This is a genomic window from Gilliamella sp. M0364 (assembly GCF_016100565.1).
Classification (GTDB): Bacteria; Pseudomonadota; Gammaproteobacteria; order Enterobacterales; family Orbaceae; genus Gilliamella; species Gilliamella apis.
Map to the genome: position 1 here is coordinate 241511 of NZ_JACFSF010000002.1, position 21789 is coordinate 263299.

Below are 21789 nucleotides of genomic sequence, written 5' to 3' on the forward strand. Positions count from 1 at the left end.
TTTCATTCGCACTTTTATAAATAACCGCTATAATGTTTTAATTAAAATAATCATAATTACACTCTAATCATTGATGAAAAAATTATCACTCTCTCTTATTGCTATAGCTGTTACATTTTCTTTGTATAATTATAATAGTCCTAGCTATGCAATTGGCTTACCTAAAAATGATACTAATAATCCTAAGTGTCTTATTAATGTACCAAAATTTGAGCGACCAATTGTAAATGGTGATATAAATACATTACCGGTTAATGCAGAATCTAATGAATTCGAAGCAATTTATCCAGATTTAGCTATTTATAGTGGCGACGTGTATGTTGAACAAGGTAATCGCACCGTTCTAGCAGATAAAGTAACTATTGATTCTAAAGATACAAATAACCGCATGGCAATATTGGATGGAAACATCACTTATCAAGATAATTTAATAAAAATGAAAGGTGATCATGCGGCGATAAATCTCAACAATAATGATTCGGATATGCATCCCAGTGAGTATCATTTAGTTGATCGGCTTGGGCGTGGTAAAGCCGATGAAATGAAGCTAGAAAAAAACCGCTATATCATTCTAAAAAATGGTAGTTTTACTTCCTGTCCAGTAGATGATAGTACTTGGAATATTAAAGGTACTACAATAATTCATGATAACGAAGAACAATTGCTTGAAGCCTGGAATGCAGTATTTAGCATCGGCAAAGTACCTGTTCTATATTCGCCTTATTTACAATTACCAACCGGTAATAAAAGACGTTCTGGTTTATTAATACCCACTTTTGGTTATGATAGTATTGATGGTGTTGACTTCGCTTTACCTTTTTATTGGAATATAGCACCAAATTATGATGCAACATTAACACCAAGAGTATTACAACATCGTGGTATACAATTACAAACCGAATTTCGCTATTTAAATCAGTTAGGATTAGGAACTATCGCTTTTGACTGGTTGCAACATGATAGCCAATACAATGAAGATAGAAAGGCATTATTAAATGGCAATAATTATGATGATAATAATAATCGCTGGTTATTCCATTGGAAAAATGACGAATTAATAAATTATAATTGGCGCTTATATACTAATGTTACACGGGTTAGTGATAATCAATATTTAACCGATCTTAGCTCTAAATATGCCTTTCAGACAGATGGATATTTAACGCAATTCTATAAGTTAGCCTATAATGATGAAAGTTGGGATGTAGCTTTAGGTTACAACCATTTTCAAACATTTTATAAGAATAACCTTTATCAAACTCAGCCCCAATTCGATATTAATTATTATAATTACGACCTGGGCCCACTAAAATTCAAAACATTTGCACAAGTATATCATTTTATAAATGCCACAAAAGATAAACCTAATGCATGGCGAGCCCATATTGAACCAACACTGAATTATACAGTAACTAATTCTTGGGCCTCATTAGCAACAGAAACAGGCTTTATGGCGACTCATTACAAACAACAAAATCTTAAAAGATATAATCGCCTAAACAAAGATCTAGATAAAAAGTTATATAAAAAATTAGATAATAATGTAAATCGTTTTATTCCTAAATTTAGTCTGGATGGTAAAGTTATTTTCGAACGTGACATTGAGTTTAAGAATGGTTATACCCAAACACTTGAACCACGAATTAAATATACTTATATTCCCTATCGCGATCAATCCAATATCGATAACTATGACTCAAGTTATTTACAGACTGATTACGTTGGATTATTTAGAGATTTGGCATACAGCGGTTTAGATCGGATAGCCTCGACTAACAAACTTGCTACAGGGGTAACCACACGTATTTATAATAGTAATAAAATTGAAAAATTCAACTTATCTCTTGGTCAAATTACTTATTTCACTAAATCTAAAACTAGTGAGCATAATAATGAATTAGATAAAAATTCAGATACGGGCAGTATTACATGGGCAACAGATAATTTTTGGCGTATAAGTAATGATATTGTTTTTCGTAGTGGCATCCAATATGATACCCGAATTGACACCATTGCCTTAGCTAACACTACCTTTGAGTATCGACCTAACAGTGATAAATTAATGCAATTATCTTATCGATATGCAAACCATAATTATATTACTACTGTAGATGACAGATATAAAGATTCATCAGAAAAACGCTATAAGCAAGATCTGTCTCAAGCCGGTATCATGGCTAGTTGGCCATTATCTGCAACTGTAAGTGCTGTCGGATCATATTATTTTGATATGAAACAGAATCAAACTGCAGATAGCTTTGTTGGCCTACATTATAGTGATTGTTGCTGGGGAGTAACCATGCAATATGGCCGAAAGCTAACCGATTGGGACGACAAAACCCATGTGAGTAAATATAAAAATAAACTTTCAATTAACTTTGAATTACAAGGTTTAGGTAACAATAGTGATTACAAAGCTAAAATGTTAGACTTTGGTAAGTTACCTTATACATCAACATTTTAATAAACTAACAAATAAATTTATAGTGATAAAATTAATATCACAACAATATAATGAGTTAAATAACTATGAAATTATTAAAACTTTTTATTGCATTAAACTTAAGTATTAATGTAGCACTCTTTACCCCACTTTTAGCTCATGCAGCTCCCAAAGTTATAGAACAAGTGGCTGCGGTGGTTAATAATAATGTCATTTTAGAAAGTGACATTAATGATATGTTAAAAACCATTAAAGCAAGCGCCGATCCGAGAACTTTACCTAATGATAAAGTACTCCGAAAACAAATCATCGAGCGCTTAATCGTTGAAAATTTGATTTTACAAAAAGCAGCTAAAGCTAAAATTAACATAAGTGATGATGAAGTAACCGGCGCGATTGATAGTATTGCAGCTGAAAATGGTATGACAATCGATCAATTACGAAGTAAATTATCTGCAATGGGAATTAGTTATAGCACTTATCGAGAACGTATTCATAATGATATGTTGATTGAGCAAGCCCGTATAAATGAGGTTAGACCGAGAATCAAAGTATCACCTCGAGAAGTAGAAAACTTAACTAAAACAATGACTAATCAACCGACTAATAATATTGATGTCAAAATTAGTCATATTTTAATTTCCATTCCAGAAAAAGCATCTAAACAACAAGTTGATAGTGCCACAAATAAAGCCATGGACATTATTAATCGAGCTAAAAAAGGGGAAAATTTTGCTAAATTAGCCACATCATACTCTAATGATGACCTCGCACTAAAAGGTGGCTCTATGGGATGGCGAAAGCTCAATGAACTACCGACTATATTCGAAGAACGTTTGATTCGTGCAGCAAAAGGTAGTGTAGTCGGTCCTATCCGTTCAGGTGTCGGTATTCATATAATAAAAGTTGATGATACTCGTTCTGAAGCGCCGAAAAAAATTACCCTTCAAGAAGTGAATGCTCGACATATATTAATTAAAACTAACGTATTAGTTACCGATCAAATTGCTAAACAAAAATTAACTGATATCCGTAAAGCCATTACTAGTGGAGCAACCACATTCGCTGCTGCAGCAAAAGCTAATTCTGAAGATACTGGTTCGAAGGACAATGGCGGTAATTTAGGCTGGAATAGACCTGAAATTTATGATAATGGCTTTAAAAGTGCACTATTACAACTGAAAAAAGGTGAAATCAGTCAGCCAATAAGATCATCTTTCGGTTGGCATTTAATTCAACTAATTGATACCAGACAGACTGACGGCACCAATATGGTTAAGAAAGATCAAGCTTACCGACTTATTTTTAACCGAAAATTTGCCGAAGAAGCACAAGTTTGGATTCAAGAACTAAAAGGTGATGCTTATATTAAAATTACAGGTGAAGGAAAGAATGAATAGTCGTGTTCATCAAGGGCATTTTGCTCGCAAGCGATTTGGTCAAAACTTTCTACATGATGATTATATTATTGAAAGTATTGTTGCTGCGATACAACCTAAACAAGGGCAAGCTTTAGTTGAAATAGGCCCAGGACTTGCTGCATTGACAATACCGGTAAGTAAACATGTTGATCATCTGACTGTGATTGAAATTGATAGGGATTTAGCTAGTCGATTGGTCGAAAATCCTTTTTTACAAAATAAAATTAGTGTGATTGAACAAGATGCGTTAACATTTGATTTTAATCTATTATTCAATCAATTAGGTCAGCAATTAAGAGTATTTGGTAACTTACCTTACAATATTTCGACGCCCTTAATGTTTCATTTATTTGAATACGCGCCAATTATTGCTGATATGCATTTTATGTTACAAAAAGAGGTAGTTACTCGTTTAGTTGCAGCTCCAAATAGTAAAGATTATGGGCGCTTAAGTGTGATGGCACAATATTACTGCCAAATTATCCCTGTTTTAGAAGTACCACCAACTTCTTTTAAACCCGCCCCTAAAGTTGATTCAGCTGTAGTTAAACTAATACCTTATAAGCAAAAACCTTATTTAGTTAATGATGTCAAAGTACTTTCACGGATTACTACAGAAGCATTTAATCAAAGACGCAAAACCATACGCAATAGCTTAGGTAATTTATTTACGGCAGAACAAATGCTTGAATTAGATATTGACCCTAATTTACGGGCGGAAAATTTGACGGTAAAACAATATTGTCTATTGGCAAACGCTTGGAAATAATCTTATGGCAAATCTAATAATTGGTGATATTCATGGGTGTTATGATGAATTTATGCGTTTACTTGAAAAAGCAGGTTTTTCATCATCGGATACGTTATGGTTAACTGGTGATTTAGTTGCTAGAGGACCTAAATCACTGGAAGTTATCAGATTTGTTAAAAAAAATAGCGAACAAATTAGATTAGTACTAGGTAATCATGATTTACATTTGTTATCAATCTATGCCAATGTTACTCCTTCTAAAAAGAAGGATAATCTCGATGAATTAATTCATGCTGATGATTTTGATGAATTAATGAACTGGTTACGTAAACAACCACTTCTCCAAATAGATGAAAAACTAAAACTTATTATGACTCATGCGGGAATAACACCACAATGGGATTTGGAAACATTAAAAAAATGTGCCCATGATCTAAATGTCGTTTTAAGTAGTGATTCATATCCCCTTTTCCTCGACAAAATGTATGGTAATTTTCCAGATGAGTGGTCAATGGATCTACAAGGATTAGATCGACTACGATATATTGCCAATGCATTAACTCGAATGCGTTATTGCTACGAAGATGGCCGACTTGATTTTTATTACAAAAATCAACCTGATCAAGCACCCTCAAAACTTAAACCTTGGTTTGCTCTGCCAGGAAAAATCCCAACAGGTTATAGTATAGCTTTTGGTCACTGGGCAGCACTGAATGGAAAAGGAACTCCAGAGAATATTTACGCGCTTGATACAGGATGTTGTTGGGGCGGCAAATTAACTTGTTTGCGATTTGAAGACAAAAAATACTTCAAAAAGAAAAATACCGAAACCAATTAAATTAGAAAAAGGCTATTTTATTATGTCTGCACTATCTGTTATAAAATCAATCTGGAAAATTATCAATTTAATCAGAGAAATATTTCTTAATCTCGTTTTCTTAATCATTATTCTTTTGATTTTTAGTGGTATCGCATTAATAAAAGAAGTCAACAAACAAGATGTCATTCCTCAATCTGGCACTTTAATTATGGATCTTGAGGGAGTTGTCGTTGACAACTCACTTTATAGTGATGAAATTTATGAAATACAAGATAAGATCTATGGCAAAAAAGTAAATCTATCTCGTGAAAATAGCTTATTTGATTTAGTGCAAAAGATATCTCAAGCGACATCAGATCCAAATATTAAAAGTTTGGTGTTAAAATTAGATAATTTTGTCGGAGCTGATATGAGCTCCCTACAGTATATTGGAAAATATTTAACGAAATTCAAAGCAGCCAATAAACCTATTTATGCCATCGGTTCAAACTTTAATCAAAGCCAATATTATTTAGCCAGTTATGCTAATAAAATCTACTTAACTCCATTAGGGGCTGTAAATGTATTTGGGTTATCAGCCAATAATTTATATTACAAAACATTATTAGAGAATTTAAAGGTAAATACTCATGTTTTCCGTGTCGGTACTTATAAATCTGCTATTGAGCCGTTGATTCGAGACAATATGTCGGAAGAAGCTAGAAGCAATACCTCTCGATGGTTAAATCTAATGTGGAATAACTACCTTGGTGACATTTCAGAAGAACGAAAAAAAGCACCCTCACAATTAGTACCATTAGCCGAAAACATGCTATCAGAATTAAAAGCAGCTAATGGCAACATGGCACAATACGCGTTATCAAATGGTTTGATTGATGCAATAGCGACTAATCAAGAATTCGAACTAGAAATCAATATAAAAAATAAAGTAAGTATTTATGATTACCAGCTGAAAGAAAATGCTAAACCAGAAACTGAAGAACCCAAAATAGCGGTTGTTTTTGTCAATGGAACAATTACCAACGGTGAAAATAGCAGCAATGTTGCTGGAAGCCAAGATATTGTTGAGCAATTAAGAAAAATTCGTAAAAATTTAAATAAAAATAATATACAAGCGGTCATACTTAGAGTAAATAGCCCTGGAGGAAGTGTTGATGCTTCAGAAGCGATTCGCAATGAATTAGAAGCTTTACGTAGTTACCAAATTCCAGTTGTTGTCTCCATGGGTGGTATGGCCGCTTCTGGTGGTTATTGGATATCAACTGCATCGGACTATATTGTTGCCAGCCCAAATACTATTACTGGATCCATTGGCATCTTCGGTATAGTACCAACCTTTGAAAATTCACTTTCTCATATCGGAGTCTATAATGATGGAGTATCAACATCACCATTAGCAAATAGAAGCCTAACTCAAAATCTATCGAGTGAAATGAACCAATTTATACAAATGAATATTGACAATGGTTATCACACTTTTATTTCTTTAGTAGCAAAAGCACGAAATATGACTACAGAACAAGTAGATAATATAGCCCAAGGACAAGTGTGGCTGGGCTCAGAAGGAAGTAAAAACGGTTTAGTTGATAAGTTAGGTGATTTTGATGATGCAATCGAAATGGCCGCTACATTAGCTAATATTTCAGATTATCAAATAGATTGGCAAAAACAAGAAGGTAATTGGCTCAATGCTTTTTATTCAGATATGATTGCAATGATGCCTAAATCAACAGCAGAGGTATTGTTCGAACAAATACCCGAAATAAAACAGATCAAACAGCAAGTTTCATTCTGGGACAAATTCCAAGATGGGCAAAACCGTTATATTTACTGCCTAAATTGTGCAGATATTAGATAATAAAAAATCCACCTCTAAGGTGGATTTTTTTACTATTATTTGTCTGCTTGGAAAAAATAACGCATATTATTCATAGCTGCATTAATGAGATTATAATCAGGTGTTTCATTTACTTCATTATTGTAAACATCGAAATAATGACTAATACCGAGACGATTAACAAAATAAATGTTGTCTTTGGTCCGTACTGCATATGAACTATAATTAGACATAAGCAACCAATCTCTATCCATTATTGGACTAAATAAATCATAACCAATCGAATAATCGGTAATATCGTTTTTTACATGCAAATAATGGCGCATTATTGAAGGTACAACATCTTCATGGCTGGTAAATTTATTTATATTATCGCTTATATGTTGAAGATCTTTTGCGCCAACAATAATAAAAGGTACTTTAGTTTGAGCATCCGTATAATTGCCATTATGCCCCCAAAAACCTAATTTATTATCATTCATTTCTTGTGAATGATCACCAGTAATAATAATCAATGTATTATCTAATGAACCAGACTGTTTAAGTTCATCATAAACTTTCTGCAACAAATAATCATCATAATAGACACTCTGTTTATAACGATTAAAAATTGGAACGGGATCTGTATTGTTATTTAATGTCATATAATTGAGGTCACCAACTGGTTTAAATTTCACATCAAAATCTTTCGGGAAATCATAAGCATGTGGCGCATCAAAAAATAAAAACGAAAAACTAGGGTTAGATTTGTCCCTAGATTCATACCAATTTAGCCAGTCATCCGTTATCTGTTTATCACGACTTGACGCTAGACCATCTTTACTACTGATTCTTAAATTTTTGATAGTTAAAAAAGCAGTACGATCAAATTCAGGTGAGGTGATTTTAGCGGAAGTAAAAATTCCAATATTATAGTTTTCTTTTTGTAGAGTAGTTATAAATAACGATGGAATACGGTTTCTTATAAATGAATCCCAGTATGTCCCGGGAATACCATAGAAAAGACCAAAAATACCTGTACGAGTTGCATTACCTGTTGAATAATGATTATTAAAAATTATGCCATCATTCTGTTTAACAAAACGATAGGTGTTGGGGGAAATATCTGGACTAAAAGTATCATAACGCCAAGAATCTAACACAATAAACATAATATTAGGTGTTACTTGATTATCTGGATTAATCATAAGATCTTTTTTAGGGTAATAGATACTTGCGTGCTGGCTATCCCTTTCAATAAGCACTTTATGTTGTCCTGATTTATCAAAATATCCCATTATCTTTTTTGAGGTAAACGGACGATATAAAGGAATATATTCTTTTATAACCATAATCGGAGAATAGGCGTAATAAAAAGCAACCATATGTATCAAATGACTGATAACCAAGCAACTAGCAAGAAAAACTGTTGGTATAATTAATATTTTAGGTCGAATAGTTTTATGATTAAATTTTTTATCAAATAGATAAAGGATTAAATATTCTATTCCACAAAAACCGAATATTAACAAAAACATTAATACATAAGTCGGAATTGAAAAATCCACGACCTGACCGGACAAAACCATAGATAATACCGACTCATTGATATGAAATCGATATTGTTGGAAAACGATAGTATCTATATATAAAACAATTTGCAATAAACTGAATATAAGTGCCAAGCAGATATTAGTTAATTTTTTACTCATCCAAAGGAAAGGAATAGATAAAACGAAAAATAATAAATATATTGAAAAAAAATGACCTAAAACTGCAATAAATGCAAAAAGGCTTCCATCCCAATTAAACGATGCACCAGGTACCCAAAAATATCGGATTGCTATTATTGCCGAAATAAAAATATTTACTAACATAAACCAATAAAGTTTTTTCATAGAAATCCATTAAATAACAGGCTAAATTTTTTTAATAATAATATTTTTTTTATTTTGAGTTAGGGCTTTCCGCAAAATTTTTAACAAAAAAACAATAAATGTATGGAGATTAATATAAAATTAACAAAAAGAAATAACAATACCAATTAATTCCACGAATAAAAGCTATCTAAACCAGACAAATGATGTTTAGTTGTATAGCCATAAAATGCGAACACACTCAACATTCAAACAGTAATAAAAAGAAGACACTGGCAATTGAAAACGACGTATAATATTTAAAATATATAGAAAAAATTAAAACATTTACCACTGAATAAAGTAGTTGCTGTAACACCAGATAAACGATTAATCATTCCTGAAATAACAAAGCCTAATCGAAGCTCTACAATCAAGAGCACCCACATTACTCATGATAACAGAGTAAGAAACTCATAATTAGTTGATGCTAACCAAGCAACAAAAGCATTTAAAAGTAACCCAACAACCATCCATACACTTGACTCATGTATGGTTGTATACGGCGCTTATTCTTCAACTGAACCGTTAGGAGTATAACTTGATATATCTTAACTCCCATAAAAGTAACATAATACCTTATTATATATTAAATAAAGATTAATACCATTTTTTCAAGGCATTTACATCAGATTGCTTTGCCTCAACCCAATTTTCACCATTACCAGTTTGTTCTTTCTTCCAAAATGGTGCTTCGTTTTTTAATACATCCATAATAAATTCTGTTGCAGCAAAAGCATCACTTCGATGCGCAGAACTAACGCCAACAAAAACAATACTCTCATTAACATTAATTTTGCCCACACGATGCACTAATGCAACTCGATTAATTGACCATCTATCTCGGGCTTGATGAATAATATTCTTCAATACTTTTTCTGTCATTTGAGGATAATGTTCCAACGTTAAACTAATCACTTGGTTTTCTGAACTACGTACTTTCCCAATAAAAGTGACTACTGCTCCATCTTGAGGTGCCCCATAGAGCCATGTTATTAATGAATTTATATCAATATATGATTGGTTGACTTCAATAATATTCATATTGTCATCCACCCGTTACTGGTGGAAAAAATGCAATTTCATCACCATGTTGAATTATATGATGATAATCAACTAGCGCATGATTTACCGCACATAATACAGTTTTTTCTTTTAAAGCAAATGCCCATTTGTCACCACGTAAACTCAGCTGATCTAAAAGTTGTGCTATAGACATTTGCTCTACCATTAATTCCAAAGATTCAATTCCTAGTAGCTCTCTAATTTGTGCAAAAAAATAAATTTTATTCATACTTTCACTTTTCTAATTAAACTATAGTCACCAGATTTTCCACCAATTTTATTTAATAATCTAACCTGATTAATAATCATATCTTTCTGACTAGCTTTGCACATATCATATATCGTTAATGCAGCTACAGAAGCAGCAACTAACGCTTCCATTTCCACGCCTGTTTGACCAGTTACCTTACAAACTGACTCTATTCTTACACTATGATTTTCAAATAGCGGTTCAATATTAACCTCTATTTTAGTAAGTAGTAATGGATGACAAAGTGGTATTAACTCCCATGTCCTTTTCGCAGCTTGAACTCCAGCAATTCGAGCAGTTGCAAACACATCACCTTTATGATGTTTTCCTTCAATAATCATATTAAATGTTTCTTCATTCATTAATACTATTGATTCTGCCCTAGCCTCTCGATGGGTTATCTGTTTTTCTGAAACATCCACCATATGAGCATCACCACGCTGATTAATATGTGAAAATGACGCTGACATTTTTGAATACCCTTAAACATTATGTTTTAATTTGTTACTCAAGATAACAAATTTTGTTTATCGATACTACTAGCATATACATAAAGTATTAATATTTAATTTAGAAATAATTAATTAATCTGCCTGCGTAATTTTTGCGAGTTAAACAAAATCTGCGTACAATAGCAATTTTATAACTGTAATAGTGATTGTTAATGCTGATTGCACATGTAGCCTTACCGGTACCCCTTTATCAACTGTTTGATTACACACTTACGACGCAGGCTGAAATTGGTATGCGAGTTAAAGTGCCATTTGGTAAACGGGAAATGATTGGAATCATCGTTAAGATTGATCAACAAACAACTTTTGATATCGAAAATTTAAAACCTATTACCGAAATTATTGATACAAAAAACCCCTTTCCTCAACCAATTTGGCAATTATTAAATTGGGCAACCAATTATTATCATTTTCCAATTGGTGAAGTAATATTTCACGCTATGCCGATCCCATTAAGGCAAGGACGTCCAGCCATCAAAGATGGCATAAAACATTGGCAATTAACACCAAAAGGGCAGCAAATTGATTTAAACCTTCTATCACGAACACCAAAACAGAAATTATTAGTATCTTCACTCAGAAACAACTGTTTGAATGAAAGTGAATTTAAATCGAATATCTATCAAGAATTACAGAAAAAACAGCTTATCGAGCTTGTTTATCGCCAACCTGATAAAATTTGTTGGCATACAAATTATTCAACCAACAAAGCACCGATCCAATTAAATCATGAACAATTAAATGCAATCACTACTATTAATAAACAAAACAAACAATTTGGTGTATTTTTGCTTGATGGTATAACTGGTTCTGGTAAGACGGAAGTTTATCTAAATATTATTTCTGATGTTTTAGCTCAAGGAAAACAAGCTTTAGTATTAGTACCTGAAATTGGTTTAACACCGCAAACTATCAAACGTTTTAAACAGCGTTTTAATGCACCAATTGATATTTTACATTCGGGCCTTACTGATAAGGAACGTTTAGAGGTTTGGTTAAAAAGTAAAGATGGTGACAATGCTATCGTCGTAGGTACACGATCAGCACTTTTTACTCCATTTCAAGATTTAGGTATTATTATTATTGATGAAGAGCATGATAGTTCTTATAAACAGCAAGAAGGCTGGCGTTATAATGCCAGAGACTTAGCAATCATCCGAGCAAAAATTGAAAATATACCTATTATTTTAGGATCGGCTACGCCCTCTCTTGAAACCATTAATAATGCCCAAAATCATAAGTATCAACAGCTCAAGCTTACACAACGAGCGGGTAATGCCAAATTAGCAAAACAATCTATTTTAGATATTCGCGGTATGGCTCTAACTTCTGGACTTTCCCAGCCATTAATTACCCGAATAAAAAAACATTTAGATAATAATAATCAAGTTATGTTGTTTCTTAATCGTAGGGGATTTGCGCCATTAATCATTTGTCATGATTGCGGTTGGATTGCCGAGTGCCCACGTTGTGATCGACCTTATACCTTTCATAAAAAACAAAATAGACTAATTTGTCATTATTGCGATACACCTAGAAATATCCCACAACAATGTCCTAAATGTGGTTCGACACAATTACTACCGATTGGATTTGGAACAGAACAACTAGAAAAACAACTCAATATATTATTTCCGAATATAAAAATCACTCGTATTGATCGTGATACCATAACCAAAAAAGAGGCATTAAACACTTATTTACATGACATCCAAAAAGGCGGTGCCCATATTTTAGTTGGTACGCAAATTCTGGCTAAAGGACATCATTTCCCTGATGTTACATTAGTTGGAATAGTGGATGTTGATGGCGCTCTATTTTCCAGTGATTTTAGAGCCACAGAAAGATTTGCACAAATATATACCCAAGTTTCAGGACGAGCAGGTCGGGAAACAAAAGCTGGCGAGGTTATTCTACAAACCTATCATCCAGAACATCCATTATTAAATATATTACTAACGCAAGGTTACCAAGCATTCGCCAAACAAACTTTACAAGAACGTAAGCAAACATTACTACCACCATTTAGTTATCAGGTGCTAATTCGTGCCGCTGATCGTAATAATCTACAAGCACCAAAATTTTTACAGCGTATCCATGATTGGCTAAAAGCAAATTATAATCAAGATTTATGGCAACTTGGGCCTATACCTGCAAGCCAACCGAAAAAAGCGGGCTATAATCGTTGGCAATTACTCTTGCAACATAGCAACCGACAAGTATTACAGCAAATATTAGATAACCTTCTTATAGTTATTGAACAGTGGAAAGATACATCAAAAGTAAGATGGAGTATTGATGTTGATCCGATTGATAATTAAACATCTCTTCCAACAGGTAACCAGTTGGAAGAGATTAAATTTATAATGTAATTTTTCCTATATTTTTATCTAGTGTTGCTTGACCAATACCTGAAACCTCTTTTAACTGCTCTATAGAAATAAAAGGACCAAATTTTTCTCGATATTCAATAATCTTCTGAGCCTTACTCATACCAATACCAATTAACCCTTTAGTTAACTCTTCAGCTGTTGCTGTGTTGATATTAACTTGAACAACTTGTTTTTGTACCTCTGTGGTAGTGGTTTCTGATTTTGATTCTGCAAAACTGAAAGTTGAAAAAAAGAAGCTTGAGAATAAAAAACATAATATTGTAAAAATTTTCATTTGATTAACTCCAAAATAATTATGCAAGTAAATTTGCAAGTTAACTATCTCATTAAGTTAATAAAATGAATTTTACTATTAATAAAAATGCGAAAAGCCACTTAAGTGGCTTTACTTTAATTACAGCGAATATAAATTTATTTCGATCTCAATCACATATTCGCATCAGGCATTATTTCAATTTTTGATTTAGAACGAATATCATCACGAAGATAATAATAAGTATCATCAACGAATAATGGTAATAATTCTGATGAAATATCTTGATACTCTGTTGGTGTATCTACTTTAGTTAATGCAACAATATAAGCAGTATTATTTTCTAAAAATTGTGCTCCATAAGTCACAGATTTAACACCTTTAATCGGTTGCTCTAAATTAAATACCATATCGACAACCTGTTTATCTAAATTGGTTGAGTCTCTATTTAACTCATACCTTTGACTTAATCTAATTTTATCAGATTTACCAGTAGTATTTAATTCAGCTAATAAATTTTCAACATTAGATTTAAAACGATTATCAGATATATTCTTAGTTAACTGTTGTTTAATTGTATCTTTAACTTCATCAAATGGTGCTATCCCTTCAGGACGATTATCAGTAACTTGAATTACAAAATCATAACTACCTTGTTTTCTTTCAATTGGAATTAAATCAGACATTTTATGAGTTAACTGACCATCAACTATCATTTCTTCACTAAAAACTAAATCGCTTATTTCAGGATGAATCATGATTGAAAATGGATCTTGATAAGTTGTCCAATCAGTCGTATTTACAGTAAGCCCTGTTTTTTCAGCTAACTCCTCAAGAGATTTTGGTGATTCACTTAATGCAACTTTAATTTTATCTTCAATTGCATTGAATTCTTTTTGTATTTTTTGATTAGCTATGCTTGCTCCAATCCTAGCTCTAACTAAATCAAGATCCATACTTTTACTTGGCTGTATACCATCTAACTTAATTATTGCAAACCCTTCATCCGTAGGTATCGGTGTTGAAATTTGGTTAATTTTTTTTAAATTTGCTTTTTTAAATACTTCAGGTAAAGAATTATCTTCAGCAAACCAACCTAATGAACCATTTTTACCATAAGCTGACATATCATTATTTGTATTCAGCGTTTGCGCAATTTGTTCAAAATTAGCACCTGTAGCCAATTCTTTAGTAATTTTATATGCTTGTGCTTTATCAGTTACAAAAATTACACTAAAAGCTTTTTGCGCTGGATAACTATATTCATGAATATTTTTATTATACTCTGCTTTAACTTCATCATCACTGATTTTAACTGATTGAGCGATAAGATCTTTAGAATTATAAATATATTTAATTTTTACACGTTCTTTTTTGTGAAAATTATTTTTATGCTCATCATAATATTTTTTTTCGTCAGCTTCAGAAATATTTATATCTTTATTATCATCAATTGATGAATCAATTACCGTCGCATAAATATTTCTCGTTTGATTTTTTAATAATCCTATTTCTGAATCAGATGGTAAAACAAAACTCGATTGTACTAATGCATCCATAACTTGTTGTTGTTGTAATGACGTTTTTAATATTTCAGCATAACTATCAGGAGTGAAACCATTTTCAGCCAGTAAATCTAAATAGTTCTGATTATCAAATTTACCGTCTATAAAGAAAACTTTTTGTTGTTTAATATAATTCTTTATATTCTCATTACTGATGGCGGTATTAATTTTATCTGCAAACTGATAAGCTAAATAATTATCTATTTGTTGAGCTAAAATATTACGACGCAACATTTTGATAAAAGATGCATCACCAGTAGTTTTTGCTAAGGATTGTTTGACTTGATCTTCAAATCCTGCACGACTGATACCTTCACCATCAACTTTAGCAATATATAATTGTTCATCGTTGGCACTATTACCACTACCACCAAAACCTAAAAATCCTACGCCGGTAAAAATAAAACATAAAATAATGATTGCAAAGATTATTTTAACAACAACACTATTTGCTGCTGTTCTAATTGTTTCCATCATAACTGGCTATTCTCCATACACCTGAATTTTAATTTCGCAAGTATAGCATATTTGCTAAAATAGGCTATTATTCAATTAAAAGTCGATAAAAAAAGTCAACACACGGTTGACTTTTTCATTCATAAAACTCAAAAACATTAGCTAATAGGTTTATAATTTATTTATATTTTTGCTAGATTTTACGCTAGCTTTTCTTCTTTTAGCTTTTCCTATTACAGGTTCAATACCAAATGGATTGTTTTGTAAGGCGATAGTTAATACTTCATCAATCCATTTTACTGGTTTAATTTCGATTTCAGATTTCACATTATCTGGAATATCTTCAAGATCTTTGACATTATCAATAGGAATCAATGCTGTTTTTATACCACCTCTATGCGCAGCTAATAATTTTTCTTTTAATCCACCAATTGGTAATACTTCACCTCGTAAGGTTATTTCACCGGTCATTGCAACATCAGAACGAACAGGATTACCTGTTAAGGTCGAAACCAACGAGGTACACATAGCAATACCAGCACTTGGACCATCTTTAGGTGTAGCTCCATCAGGAACATGCACATGTATATCACGTTTTTCATAAAAATCGTTATTGATACCAAGTTTTTCTGCTCGTGAACGAACAACAGTCAGTGCTGTCTGAATTGATTCTTGCATCACATCACCAAGAGAGCCGGTGTAAGTTAATTTCCCCTTCCCAACTACACTTACCGATTCAATTGTCAATAAATCGCCGCCAACTTCAGTCCAGGCTAAACCAGTAACTTGACCGATTCGATTTTCACTTTCTGATTTGCCATAATCAAAACGTTGTACACCTAAAAAGTCTTTTAGATTGTCTTGGCTAATATTCACTTTATGTAATTTACTATTTAAAGCCAATTGTTTAACTACTTTACGGCAAATTTTAGCTATTTCTCTTTCTAAACTACGCACACCAGCTTCACGAGTATAATAGCGAATAATACCAATGATAGCAGAGTCATCAATATCTATTTCTTTGGCTTTTAAGCCACTGTTAGCGATCTGTTTAGATATTAAGTGTTGTTTAGCTATATTTAATTTTTCATCTTCAGTATAACCAGACAGTCTAATGACTTCCATCCTATCAAGTAAAGGGGCAGGGATATTCATTGAATTAGCCGTTGCCACAAACATTACGTCAGATAAATCATAGTCTACTTCTAAATAATGATCATTAAATGCATTATTTTGTTCTGGATCTAGTACTTCAAGCAATGCAGACGCTGGATCACCTCGCATATCAGAAGCCATTTTGTCGATTTCATCTAATAAAAATAGTGGATTTTTAACTCCAACTTTAACCATACGTTGGATTAATTTACCTGGCATGGATCCAATATAAGTTCTTCTATGGCCACGAATTTCCGCTTCATCACGAACACCACCTAAAGCCATACGCACATATTGTCGACCAGTTGCTTTTGCAATAGATTGGCCTAGAGATGTTTTACCAACCCCTGGAGGTCCAACTAAGCATAAAATTGGACCTTTTACCTTATTAACTCGCCCCTGTACAGCTAAATATTCCAATATTCTGTCTTTTACACGCTCAAGCCCATAATGATCTTTATCTAAAACCTTTTGTGCAGCTTGGATATCTTTTTTTACTTTACTACGTTTATGCCAAGGCAACTGTAGCATCCAATCGATATAACCTCGAACGACAGTTGCTTCAGCTGACATAGCAGGCATCATTTTAAGTTTATTAAGTTCGGATAGCGTTTTTTCCTTGGCCTCTTGAGGCATTTTTGCCTTAGAAATTTTTAAGTTTAACTCTTCAAATTCATCCGGTTTATTATCTATATCACCTAGTTCTTTATGGATTGCTTTAATTTGCTCATTCAGATAATACTCTTTTTGAGCCTTTTCCATCTGTTGTTTAACTCGCTGACGAATATTCTTTTCTACTTGCAACAAGTCTATTTCAGCTTCCATTAATGAAATAAGTAATTCAAAACGTTTTTCTAAATCAGCAGTAACCAAAATATCTTGTTTTTGCTCAACTTTTATAAATAAGGTTGCGGCGATGGAATCCGCAAGTTGTGATGGTTCTTTTATAAGATGAATAGAATCAACAACTTCTTGTGTTACTTTTTTATTAAGTTTGGCATAATCATCAAAGTTTGACAATAGTACTCTTGTCATTGCTTGATTGATTTTATCTGTTTTTTTCGACTCTTTTAATGGTTTGATATCAGCTATTAAATAGTCATCCTCTTTTCGTTCAACTATATCACCAATCTTAGCTCGAGTAACCCCTTCAACCAGTACTTTCACAGTTCCATCTGGTAATTGAAGTAATTGTAAGACATTAGCTACTGTCCCCACTTCATATAAATCTTCAACATTTGGTTCATCTTGAGAAGGATGCTTTTGCGTAACAAGAAAAACTTGCTTATCCATTTCCATCGCACTTTCTAAGCAACGAATTGATTTATTTCGACCGACAAAGAGAGGAATCACCATATGAGGAAATACAACAACATCACGTAATGGTAAAATAGGCATAATCATTTGTTTAGTTTGTTTTGTCTTCATTTTATTCTCTCGGTAGTACAAACTTATCTGTCTTATATTGGGGCCATTTTAAGATATTCAAGCTTATCCTTTGATGTTTTAAATACGGTAAGTGCTCTTTCAAAGCACATCCGTATCTTAGCGAACTGAACATTAACTGCGATTTGTCTGCTTAAAAAGACATATTGGTTTATCTATTAAGCTGACAATTCTGTATTTCCACTATAAATTAATTTAGGTGATTGCAACTGTTCAACAGTTTCTTTATCAACAAGGACTTTTTTTACATTATCCATTGATGGTAAGTCATACATTGTATCTAACAATATATTTTCCACGATTGAGCGTAATCCTCTAGCACCTGTTTTGCGTTTCATCGCTTTTATGGCAATTGCCTCTAAAGCCTCTTGTGTGAATTCTAGTTCTACACCGTCTAATTCTAATAATGCATTAAATTGTTTAGTTAAGGCATTTTTAGGTTCAGTCAATATATTGACTAAAGCATCTTTATCTAGTTCCGATAAAGTTCCAATGACAGGTAATCTACCAATAAATTCAGGAATTAAACCAAATTTGACTAAATCTTCTGCTTCAATTTGCGCTAGTAATTCAGACTCTGTTGCTTTATTTTTGCTACTTTTTACATCTGCACCAAAACCAATACCAGTATTGGTAGAAACTCGATTTTCAATAACTTTATCTAAGCCACTAAAAGCACCGCCACAAATAAAGAGAATCTTTGATGTATCCACTTGTAAAAACTCTTGTTGTGGATGCTTACGCCCACCTTTAGGAGGAACCGATGCTACTGTTCCTTCAATTATTTTTAACAATGCTTGCTGTACCCCTTCACCAGATACATCTCGCGTGATAGATGGATTATCTGATTTTCTTGAGATTTTATCTATTTCATCAACATAGATAATTCCTCGTTGAGCTTTTTCTACATCATAATCACAACTTTGTAATAATTTTTGAATAATATTTTCAACATCTTCACCAACATAACCTGCTTCGGTTAAAGTTGTTGCATCCGCCATAGCAAAAGGAACATCTAAAAAGCGCGCTAATGTTTCAGCTAATAATGTTTTACCACTACCAGTTGGACCTATTAATAAAATATTACTTTTACCTAACTCTACATCACTACGTGTAGAATAACTACGCAAGCGTTTATAATGATTATAAACAGCCACAGATAATACTTTTTTTGCTCGTTCTTGACCAATGACATATTCATCAAGATGGTCACGTATTTCATGAGGAGTTGGCAATGGTTTACTTATAAATTCTTCATGAGAAAGAAAATTTTTGGTCTCTTCTTTTAAAATATCATTACACAAACCAATACATTCATTACAAATATAAATAGATGATGGCCCAGCAATTAGTTTACGGACTTCATGCTCACTTTTACCACAAAAAGTACAATAGAGTAATTTTTCTGAGTTTTCTTTATCCACTTTTTTCCACCTATTTAGTTTTAAGATCGTTTACTGTATATGGCGTCAACCAATCCATATTCAACTGCTTTCTCAGCTGACATGAAATTATCACGATCTGTATCCTTCTCAATTACACTAATATCTTGTCTGGTATGTTTTGCCAAAATATTATTTAATCGACTTTTTACCTGTAATATTTCTTGAGCATGAATTTGAATATCAGATGCTTGGCCTTGAAAACCACCCAAAGGTTGATGAATCATAACACGTGCATTCGGTAGACAGTAACGTTTACCTTTAGTTCCTGCGGTCAAAAGTAGAGATCCCATTGAGCATGCTTGTCCTAAACAGATAGTACTTACATCTGGTTTTATAAACTGCATTGTGTCATATATAGCCATACCAGCAGTTACAACTCCACCAGGAGAATTAATATATAAGTAAATATCTTTTTCAGGATTTTCTGCTTCAAGAAAAAGCATTTGAGCTATTATTAGATTCGCCATATTATCTTCAACTTGTCCAGTTAAAAATATAATTCTTTCTTTTAATAGTCGTGAGTAAATGTCATAAGCTCTTTCTCCTCGAGAGCTTTGCTCAACAACCATTGGAATCACACTCATGCATGGTTCTAAAGGCATTTTCATCTCCTAATTAAACAAAATAGCCCAAACAGTTAATCCTTATTTGGGCTTTATAGAAATTTTTAATTAAATAAAATAACAAATTGCTTATGCAACTTGCTGATTCATTAATTCAGAAAACGAATAGGTTTTCTCTGTTACTTTAGCACTAGCTAATAATAAATCAACTACTTGATCTTCTAGCGCAACAGAACGGATATTATCCATTGCTTTCTTATCTTTGTGGTAATAATCTACTACTTCTTTTGGATCTTCATAAGCTGTTGCAATTTCATCGATTAATGATTGAACTTTAGTATCATCAGCTTGTAATTTATTGCTTTCAATAATTTCACTAAATAGCAATCCAACTAATACTCGACGTTTTGCTTCTGCTTCAAATAACTCTTTAGGAAGATCCATTGCTTGTTTAGCATTACCACCAAAACGAGTTACCGCTTGTTGACGTAACACATCAACTTCACGATCAATTAAAGCCGCTGGCACTTCAATATCGTTATTTTTAACTAAACCATCAATAGCTTGTGATTTGATTTTATTACGAATTGTAGCATTAAGTTCACGTAACATATTTTTGCGCACTTCTGCACGTAAACTATCAACAGTTCCATCAGCAATACCAAATCTTTTAACCACATCTTCAGTAAGTTCTGGAAGTTCAAGTTCTTCAACTTTCTTAAGTGTAGCAGCAAATACCGCAGGTTTACCTTTTAAATTTTCAGCATGATAATCTTCTGGGAAAGTAACATTGATATCAAATTGATCACCGGCTTTATGACCAATAATTGCATCTTCAAAACCAGGAATCATACGACCTTGTCCTAAAACAAGTGCAAAATCATCAGCTTTACCACCTTCAAATTCATCACCGTCAACTTTACCTAAAAAGTCGAGAGTAACACGGTTTTGTTCTTTAGCTTCTTGTTCAACAACTTTCCAAGCTCCCTGTTGTTTACGCAAAGTTTCAATCATTGTGTCAACATCTGCATCAACAATTTCGGCAATCGGTTTTTCAACTTCGATCTTATCTAAATCTTTAATTTTGATTTCAGGATAAACTTCAAACTCAACCGTAAATGTATAATCTTCACCATCTTTATATTCTTTTGGAGTATATACAGGTGCACCAGCTGGGTTTAATTTTTCTTGAATAATAGCATCGACAAAATTACGTTGCATTAAATCGCTTAAAGCATCCTGTAAAATAGAAGCACCATAGCGTTGTTCAACAATTTTTAAAGGAACCTTTCCTTTACGAAAGCCATCGATACGAACTTTTTTTGCAGTATTTAAAAGTTCTTTATTAACCGCTTTAGTGATATCTTCTGATTTAATAGTAATTGATAAACGACGACCTAAACCTTGTGTTGTTTCTACCGAAACTTGCATCTTTATACCTCGAAATTATTAAATATATTTGCTCATAATCATATTATAAACAATAATTGAGCTAATTAATTTTACAAAATAGGAAAGC

At 32.7% G+C, this 21789-nt stretch carries 16 protein-coding genes; 6 read left to right on the forward strand and 10 right to left on the reverse strand.

Annotated features, from left to right (window positions below; genetic code table 11):
* Window positions 1-73: 73 nt before the first annotated feature.
* The 5 genes from lptD to sppA all read left to right on the forward strand — a co-directional run bounded on the left by lptD (window position 74) and on the right by sppA (window position 7293).
* Window positions 74-2464, forward strand: coding sequence for an LPS assembly protein LptD (gene lptD, locus H3U96_RS04875; protein ID WP_086361215.1), 2391 nt, complete (start codon window positions 74-76; stop codon window positions 2462-2464).
* 65 nt (window positions 2465-2529) lie between these two features.
* Window positions 2530-3843, forward strand: coding sequence for a peptidylprolyl isomerase SurA (gene surA / locus H3U96_RS04880; protein ID WP_086361214.1), 1314 nt, complete (start codon window positions 2530-2532; stop codon window positions 3841-3843).
* The gene (rsmA, locus tag H3U96_RS04885; protein WP_065650796.1) at window positions 3836-4633 is read left to right on the forward strand and encodes a 16S rRNA (adenine(1518)-N(6)/adenine(1519)-N(6))-dimethyltransferase RsmA; all 798 of its coding nucleotides are present in this window, start codon (window positions 3836-3838) and stop codon (window positions 4631-4633) included. Before surA ends, rsmA begins: the two co-directional genes overlap by 8 nt.
* A gap of 4 nt (window positions 4634-4637) precedes the next feature.
* Window positions 4638-5453, forward strand: a complete 816-nt coding sequence (gene apaH / locus H3U96_RS04890; RefSeq protein WP_065614385.1) for a bis(5'-nucleosyl)-tetraphosphatase (symmetrical) ApaH — start codon at window positions 4638-4640, stop codon at window positions 5451-5453.
* A gap of 22 nt (window positions 5454-5475) precedes the next feature.
* The gene (gene sppA, locus H3U96_RS04895) at window positions 5476-7293 is read left to right on the forward strand and encodes a signal peptide peptidase SppA (RefSeq protein WP_086361217.1); all 1818 of its coding nucleotides are present in this window, start codon (window positions 5476-5478) and stop codon (window positions 7291-7293) included.
* A gap of 35 nt (window positions 7294-7328) precedes the next feature.
* Here sppA and H3U96_RS04900 read toward each other — a convergent pair whose 3' ends face one another.
* From H3U96_RS04900 to moaC, 4 genes are all read right to left on the reverse strand, one after another.
* Window positions 7329-9149, reverse strand: coding sequence for a sulfatase-like hydrolase/transferase (locus H3U96_RS04900; protein WP_198195775.1), 1821 nt, complete (start codon window positions 9147-9149; stop codon window positions 7329-7331).
* 618 nt (window positions 9150-9767) lie between these two features.
* Window positions 9768-10211, reverse strand: coding sequence for a molybdopterin synthase catalytic subunit MoaE (gene moaE, locus H3U96_RS04905; RefSeq protein WP_065577705.1), 444 nt, complete (start codon window positions 10209-10211; stop codon window positions 9768-9770).
* 4 nt (window positions 10212-10215) lie between these two features.
* Window positions 10216-10461: a molybdopterin synthase sulfur carrier subunit gene (gene moaD, locus H3U96_RS04910; RefSeq protein WP_065577706.1), complete on the reverse strand. Its 246-nt coding sequence runs from the start codon at window positions 10459-10461 to the stop codon at window positions 10216-10218.
* A complete protein-coding gene (gene moaC / locus H3U96_RS04915; protein ID WP_065577707.1) occupies window positions 10458-10952 on the reverse strand; it encodes a cyclic pyranopterin monophosphate synthase MoaC in 495 nt (164 codons plus the stop codon). The genes moaD and moaC overlap by 4 nt, the downstream gene beginning before the upstream one ends.
* A 194-nt stretch (window positions 10953-11146) precedes the next feature.
* Between moaC and priA the strand changes: the two genes are divergently transcribed.
* Window positions 11147-13315 (forward strand): primosomal protein N', encoded by a 2169-nt coding sequence (gene priA, locus H3U96_RS04920; protein WP_198195777.1) that lies wholly within the window; start codon window positions 11147-11149, stop codon window positions 13313-13315.
* A 40-nt stretch (window positions 13316-13355) separates the two neighbouring features.
* Here priA and H3U96_RS04925 read toward each other — a convergent pair whose 3' ends face one another.
* From H3U96_RS04925 to tig, 6 genes are all read right to left on the reverse strand, one after another.
* The gene (locus H3U96_RS04925; protein WP_198195779.1) at window positions 13356-13661 is read right to left on the reverse strand and encodes a helix-hairpin-helix domain-containing protein; all 306 of its coding nucleotides are present in this window, start codon (window positions 13659-13661) and stop codon (window positions 13356-13358) included.
* Between the two features lie 152 nt (window positions 13662-13813).
* Entirely contained in the window at window positions 13814-15682 is a 1869-nt protein-coding gene (locus H3U96_RS04930; protein WP_198195781.1) for a SurA N-terminal domain-containing protein, read from the reverse strand.
* A gap of 150 nt (window positions 15683-15832) precedes the next feature.
* Complete coding sequence (gene lon, locus H3U96_RS04935) at window positions 15833-18244, reverse strand: endopeptidase La (protein ID WP_198191914.1); 2412 nt, start codon at window positions 18242-18244, stop codon at window positions 15833-15835.
* Between the two features lie 176 nt (window positions 18245-18420).
* Complete coding sequence (clpX, locus tag H3U96_RS04940) at window positions 18421-19686, reverse strand: ATP-dependent protease ATP-binding subunit ClpX (RefSeq protein ID WP_065614377.1); 1266 nt, start codon at window positions 19684-19686, stop codon at window positions 18421-18423.
* Window positions 19687-19706: 20 nt separating this feature from the next.
* Window positions 19707-20309 (reverse strand): ATP-dependent Clp endopeptidase proteolytic subunit ClpP, encoded by a 603-nt coding sequence (gene clpP / locus H3U96_RS04945; RefSeq protein WP_305040903.1) that lies wholly within the window; start codon window positions 20307-20309, stop codon window positions 19707-19709.
* Window positions 20310-20399: 90 nt separating this feature from the next.
* Window positions 20400-21701, reverse strand: a complete 1302-nt coding sequence (gene tig / locus H3U96_RS04950) for a trigger factor (RefSeq protein ID WP_034903424.1) — start codon at window positions 21699-21701, stop codon at window positions 20400-20402.
* Between the last annotated feature and the right edge of the window lie 88 nt (window positions 21702-21789).

Bases quoted from the DNA above. Each gene is read 5' to 3' on its own strand.
- lptD (WP_086361215.1), top strand. From the start codon at position 74: ATGAAAAAATTATCACTCTCTCTTATTGCTATAGCTGTTACATTTTCT.
- priA (WP_198195777.1), top strand. From the start codon at position 11,147: ATGCTGATTGCACATGTAGCCTTACCGGTACCCCTTTATCAACTGTTT.
- sppA (WP_086361217.1), top strand. From the start codon at position 5,476: ATGTCTGCACTATCTGTTATAAAATCAATCTGGAAAATTATCAATTTA.
- rsmA (WP_065650796.1), top strand. From the start codon at position 3,836: ATGAATAGTCGTGTTCATCAAGGGCATTTTGCTCGCAAGCGATTTGGT.
- moaE (WP_065577705.1), bottom strand. From the start codon at position 10,211: ATGAATATTATTGAAGTCAACCAATCATATATTGATATAAATTCATTA.
- lon (WP_198191914.1), bottom strand. From the start codon at position 18,244: ATGAAGACAAAACAAACTAAACAAATGATTATGCCTATTTTACCATTA.
- moaD (WP_065577706.1), bottom strand. From the start codon at position 10,461: ATGAATAAAATTTATTTTTTTGCACAAATTAGAGAGCTACTAGGAATT.
- H3U96_RS04925 (WP_198195779.1), bottom strand. From the start codon at position 13,661: ATGAAAATTTTTACAATATTATGTTTTTTATTCTCAAGCTTCTTTTTT.
- tig (WP_034903424.1), bottom strand. From the start codon at position 21,701: ATGCAAGTTTCGGTAGAAACAACACAAGGTTTAGGTCGTCGTTTATCA.
- H3U96_RS04900 (WP_198195775.1), bottom strand. From the start codon at position 9,149: ATGAAAAAACTTTATTGGTTTATGTTAGTAAATATTTTTATTTCGGCA.
- moaC (WP_065577707.1), bottom strand. From the start codon at position 10,952: ATGTCAGCGTCATTTTCACATATTAATCAGCGTGGTGATGCTCATATG.
- surA (WP_086361214.1), top strand. From the start codon at position 2,530: ATGAAATTATTAAAACTTTTTATTGCATTAAACTTAAGTATTAATGTA.
- apaH (WP_065614385.1), top strand. From the start codon at position 4,638: ATGGCAAATCTAATAATTGGTGATATTCATGGGTGTTATGATGAATTT.
- H3U96_RS04930 (WP_198195781.1), bottom strand. From the start codon at position 15,682: ATGATGGAAACAATTAGAACAGCAGCAAATAGTGTTGTTGTTAAAATA.
- clpP (WP_305040903.1), bottom strand. From the start codon at position 20,309: ATGCCTTTAGAACCATGCATGAGTGTGATTCCAATGGTTGTTGAGCAA.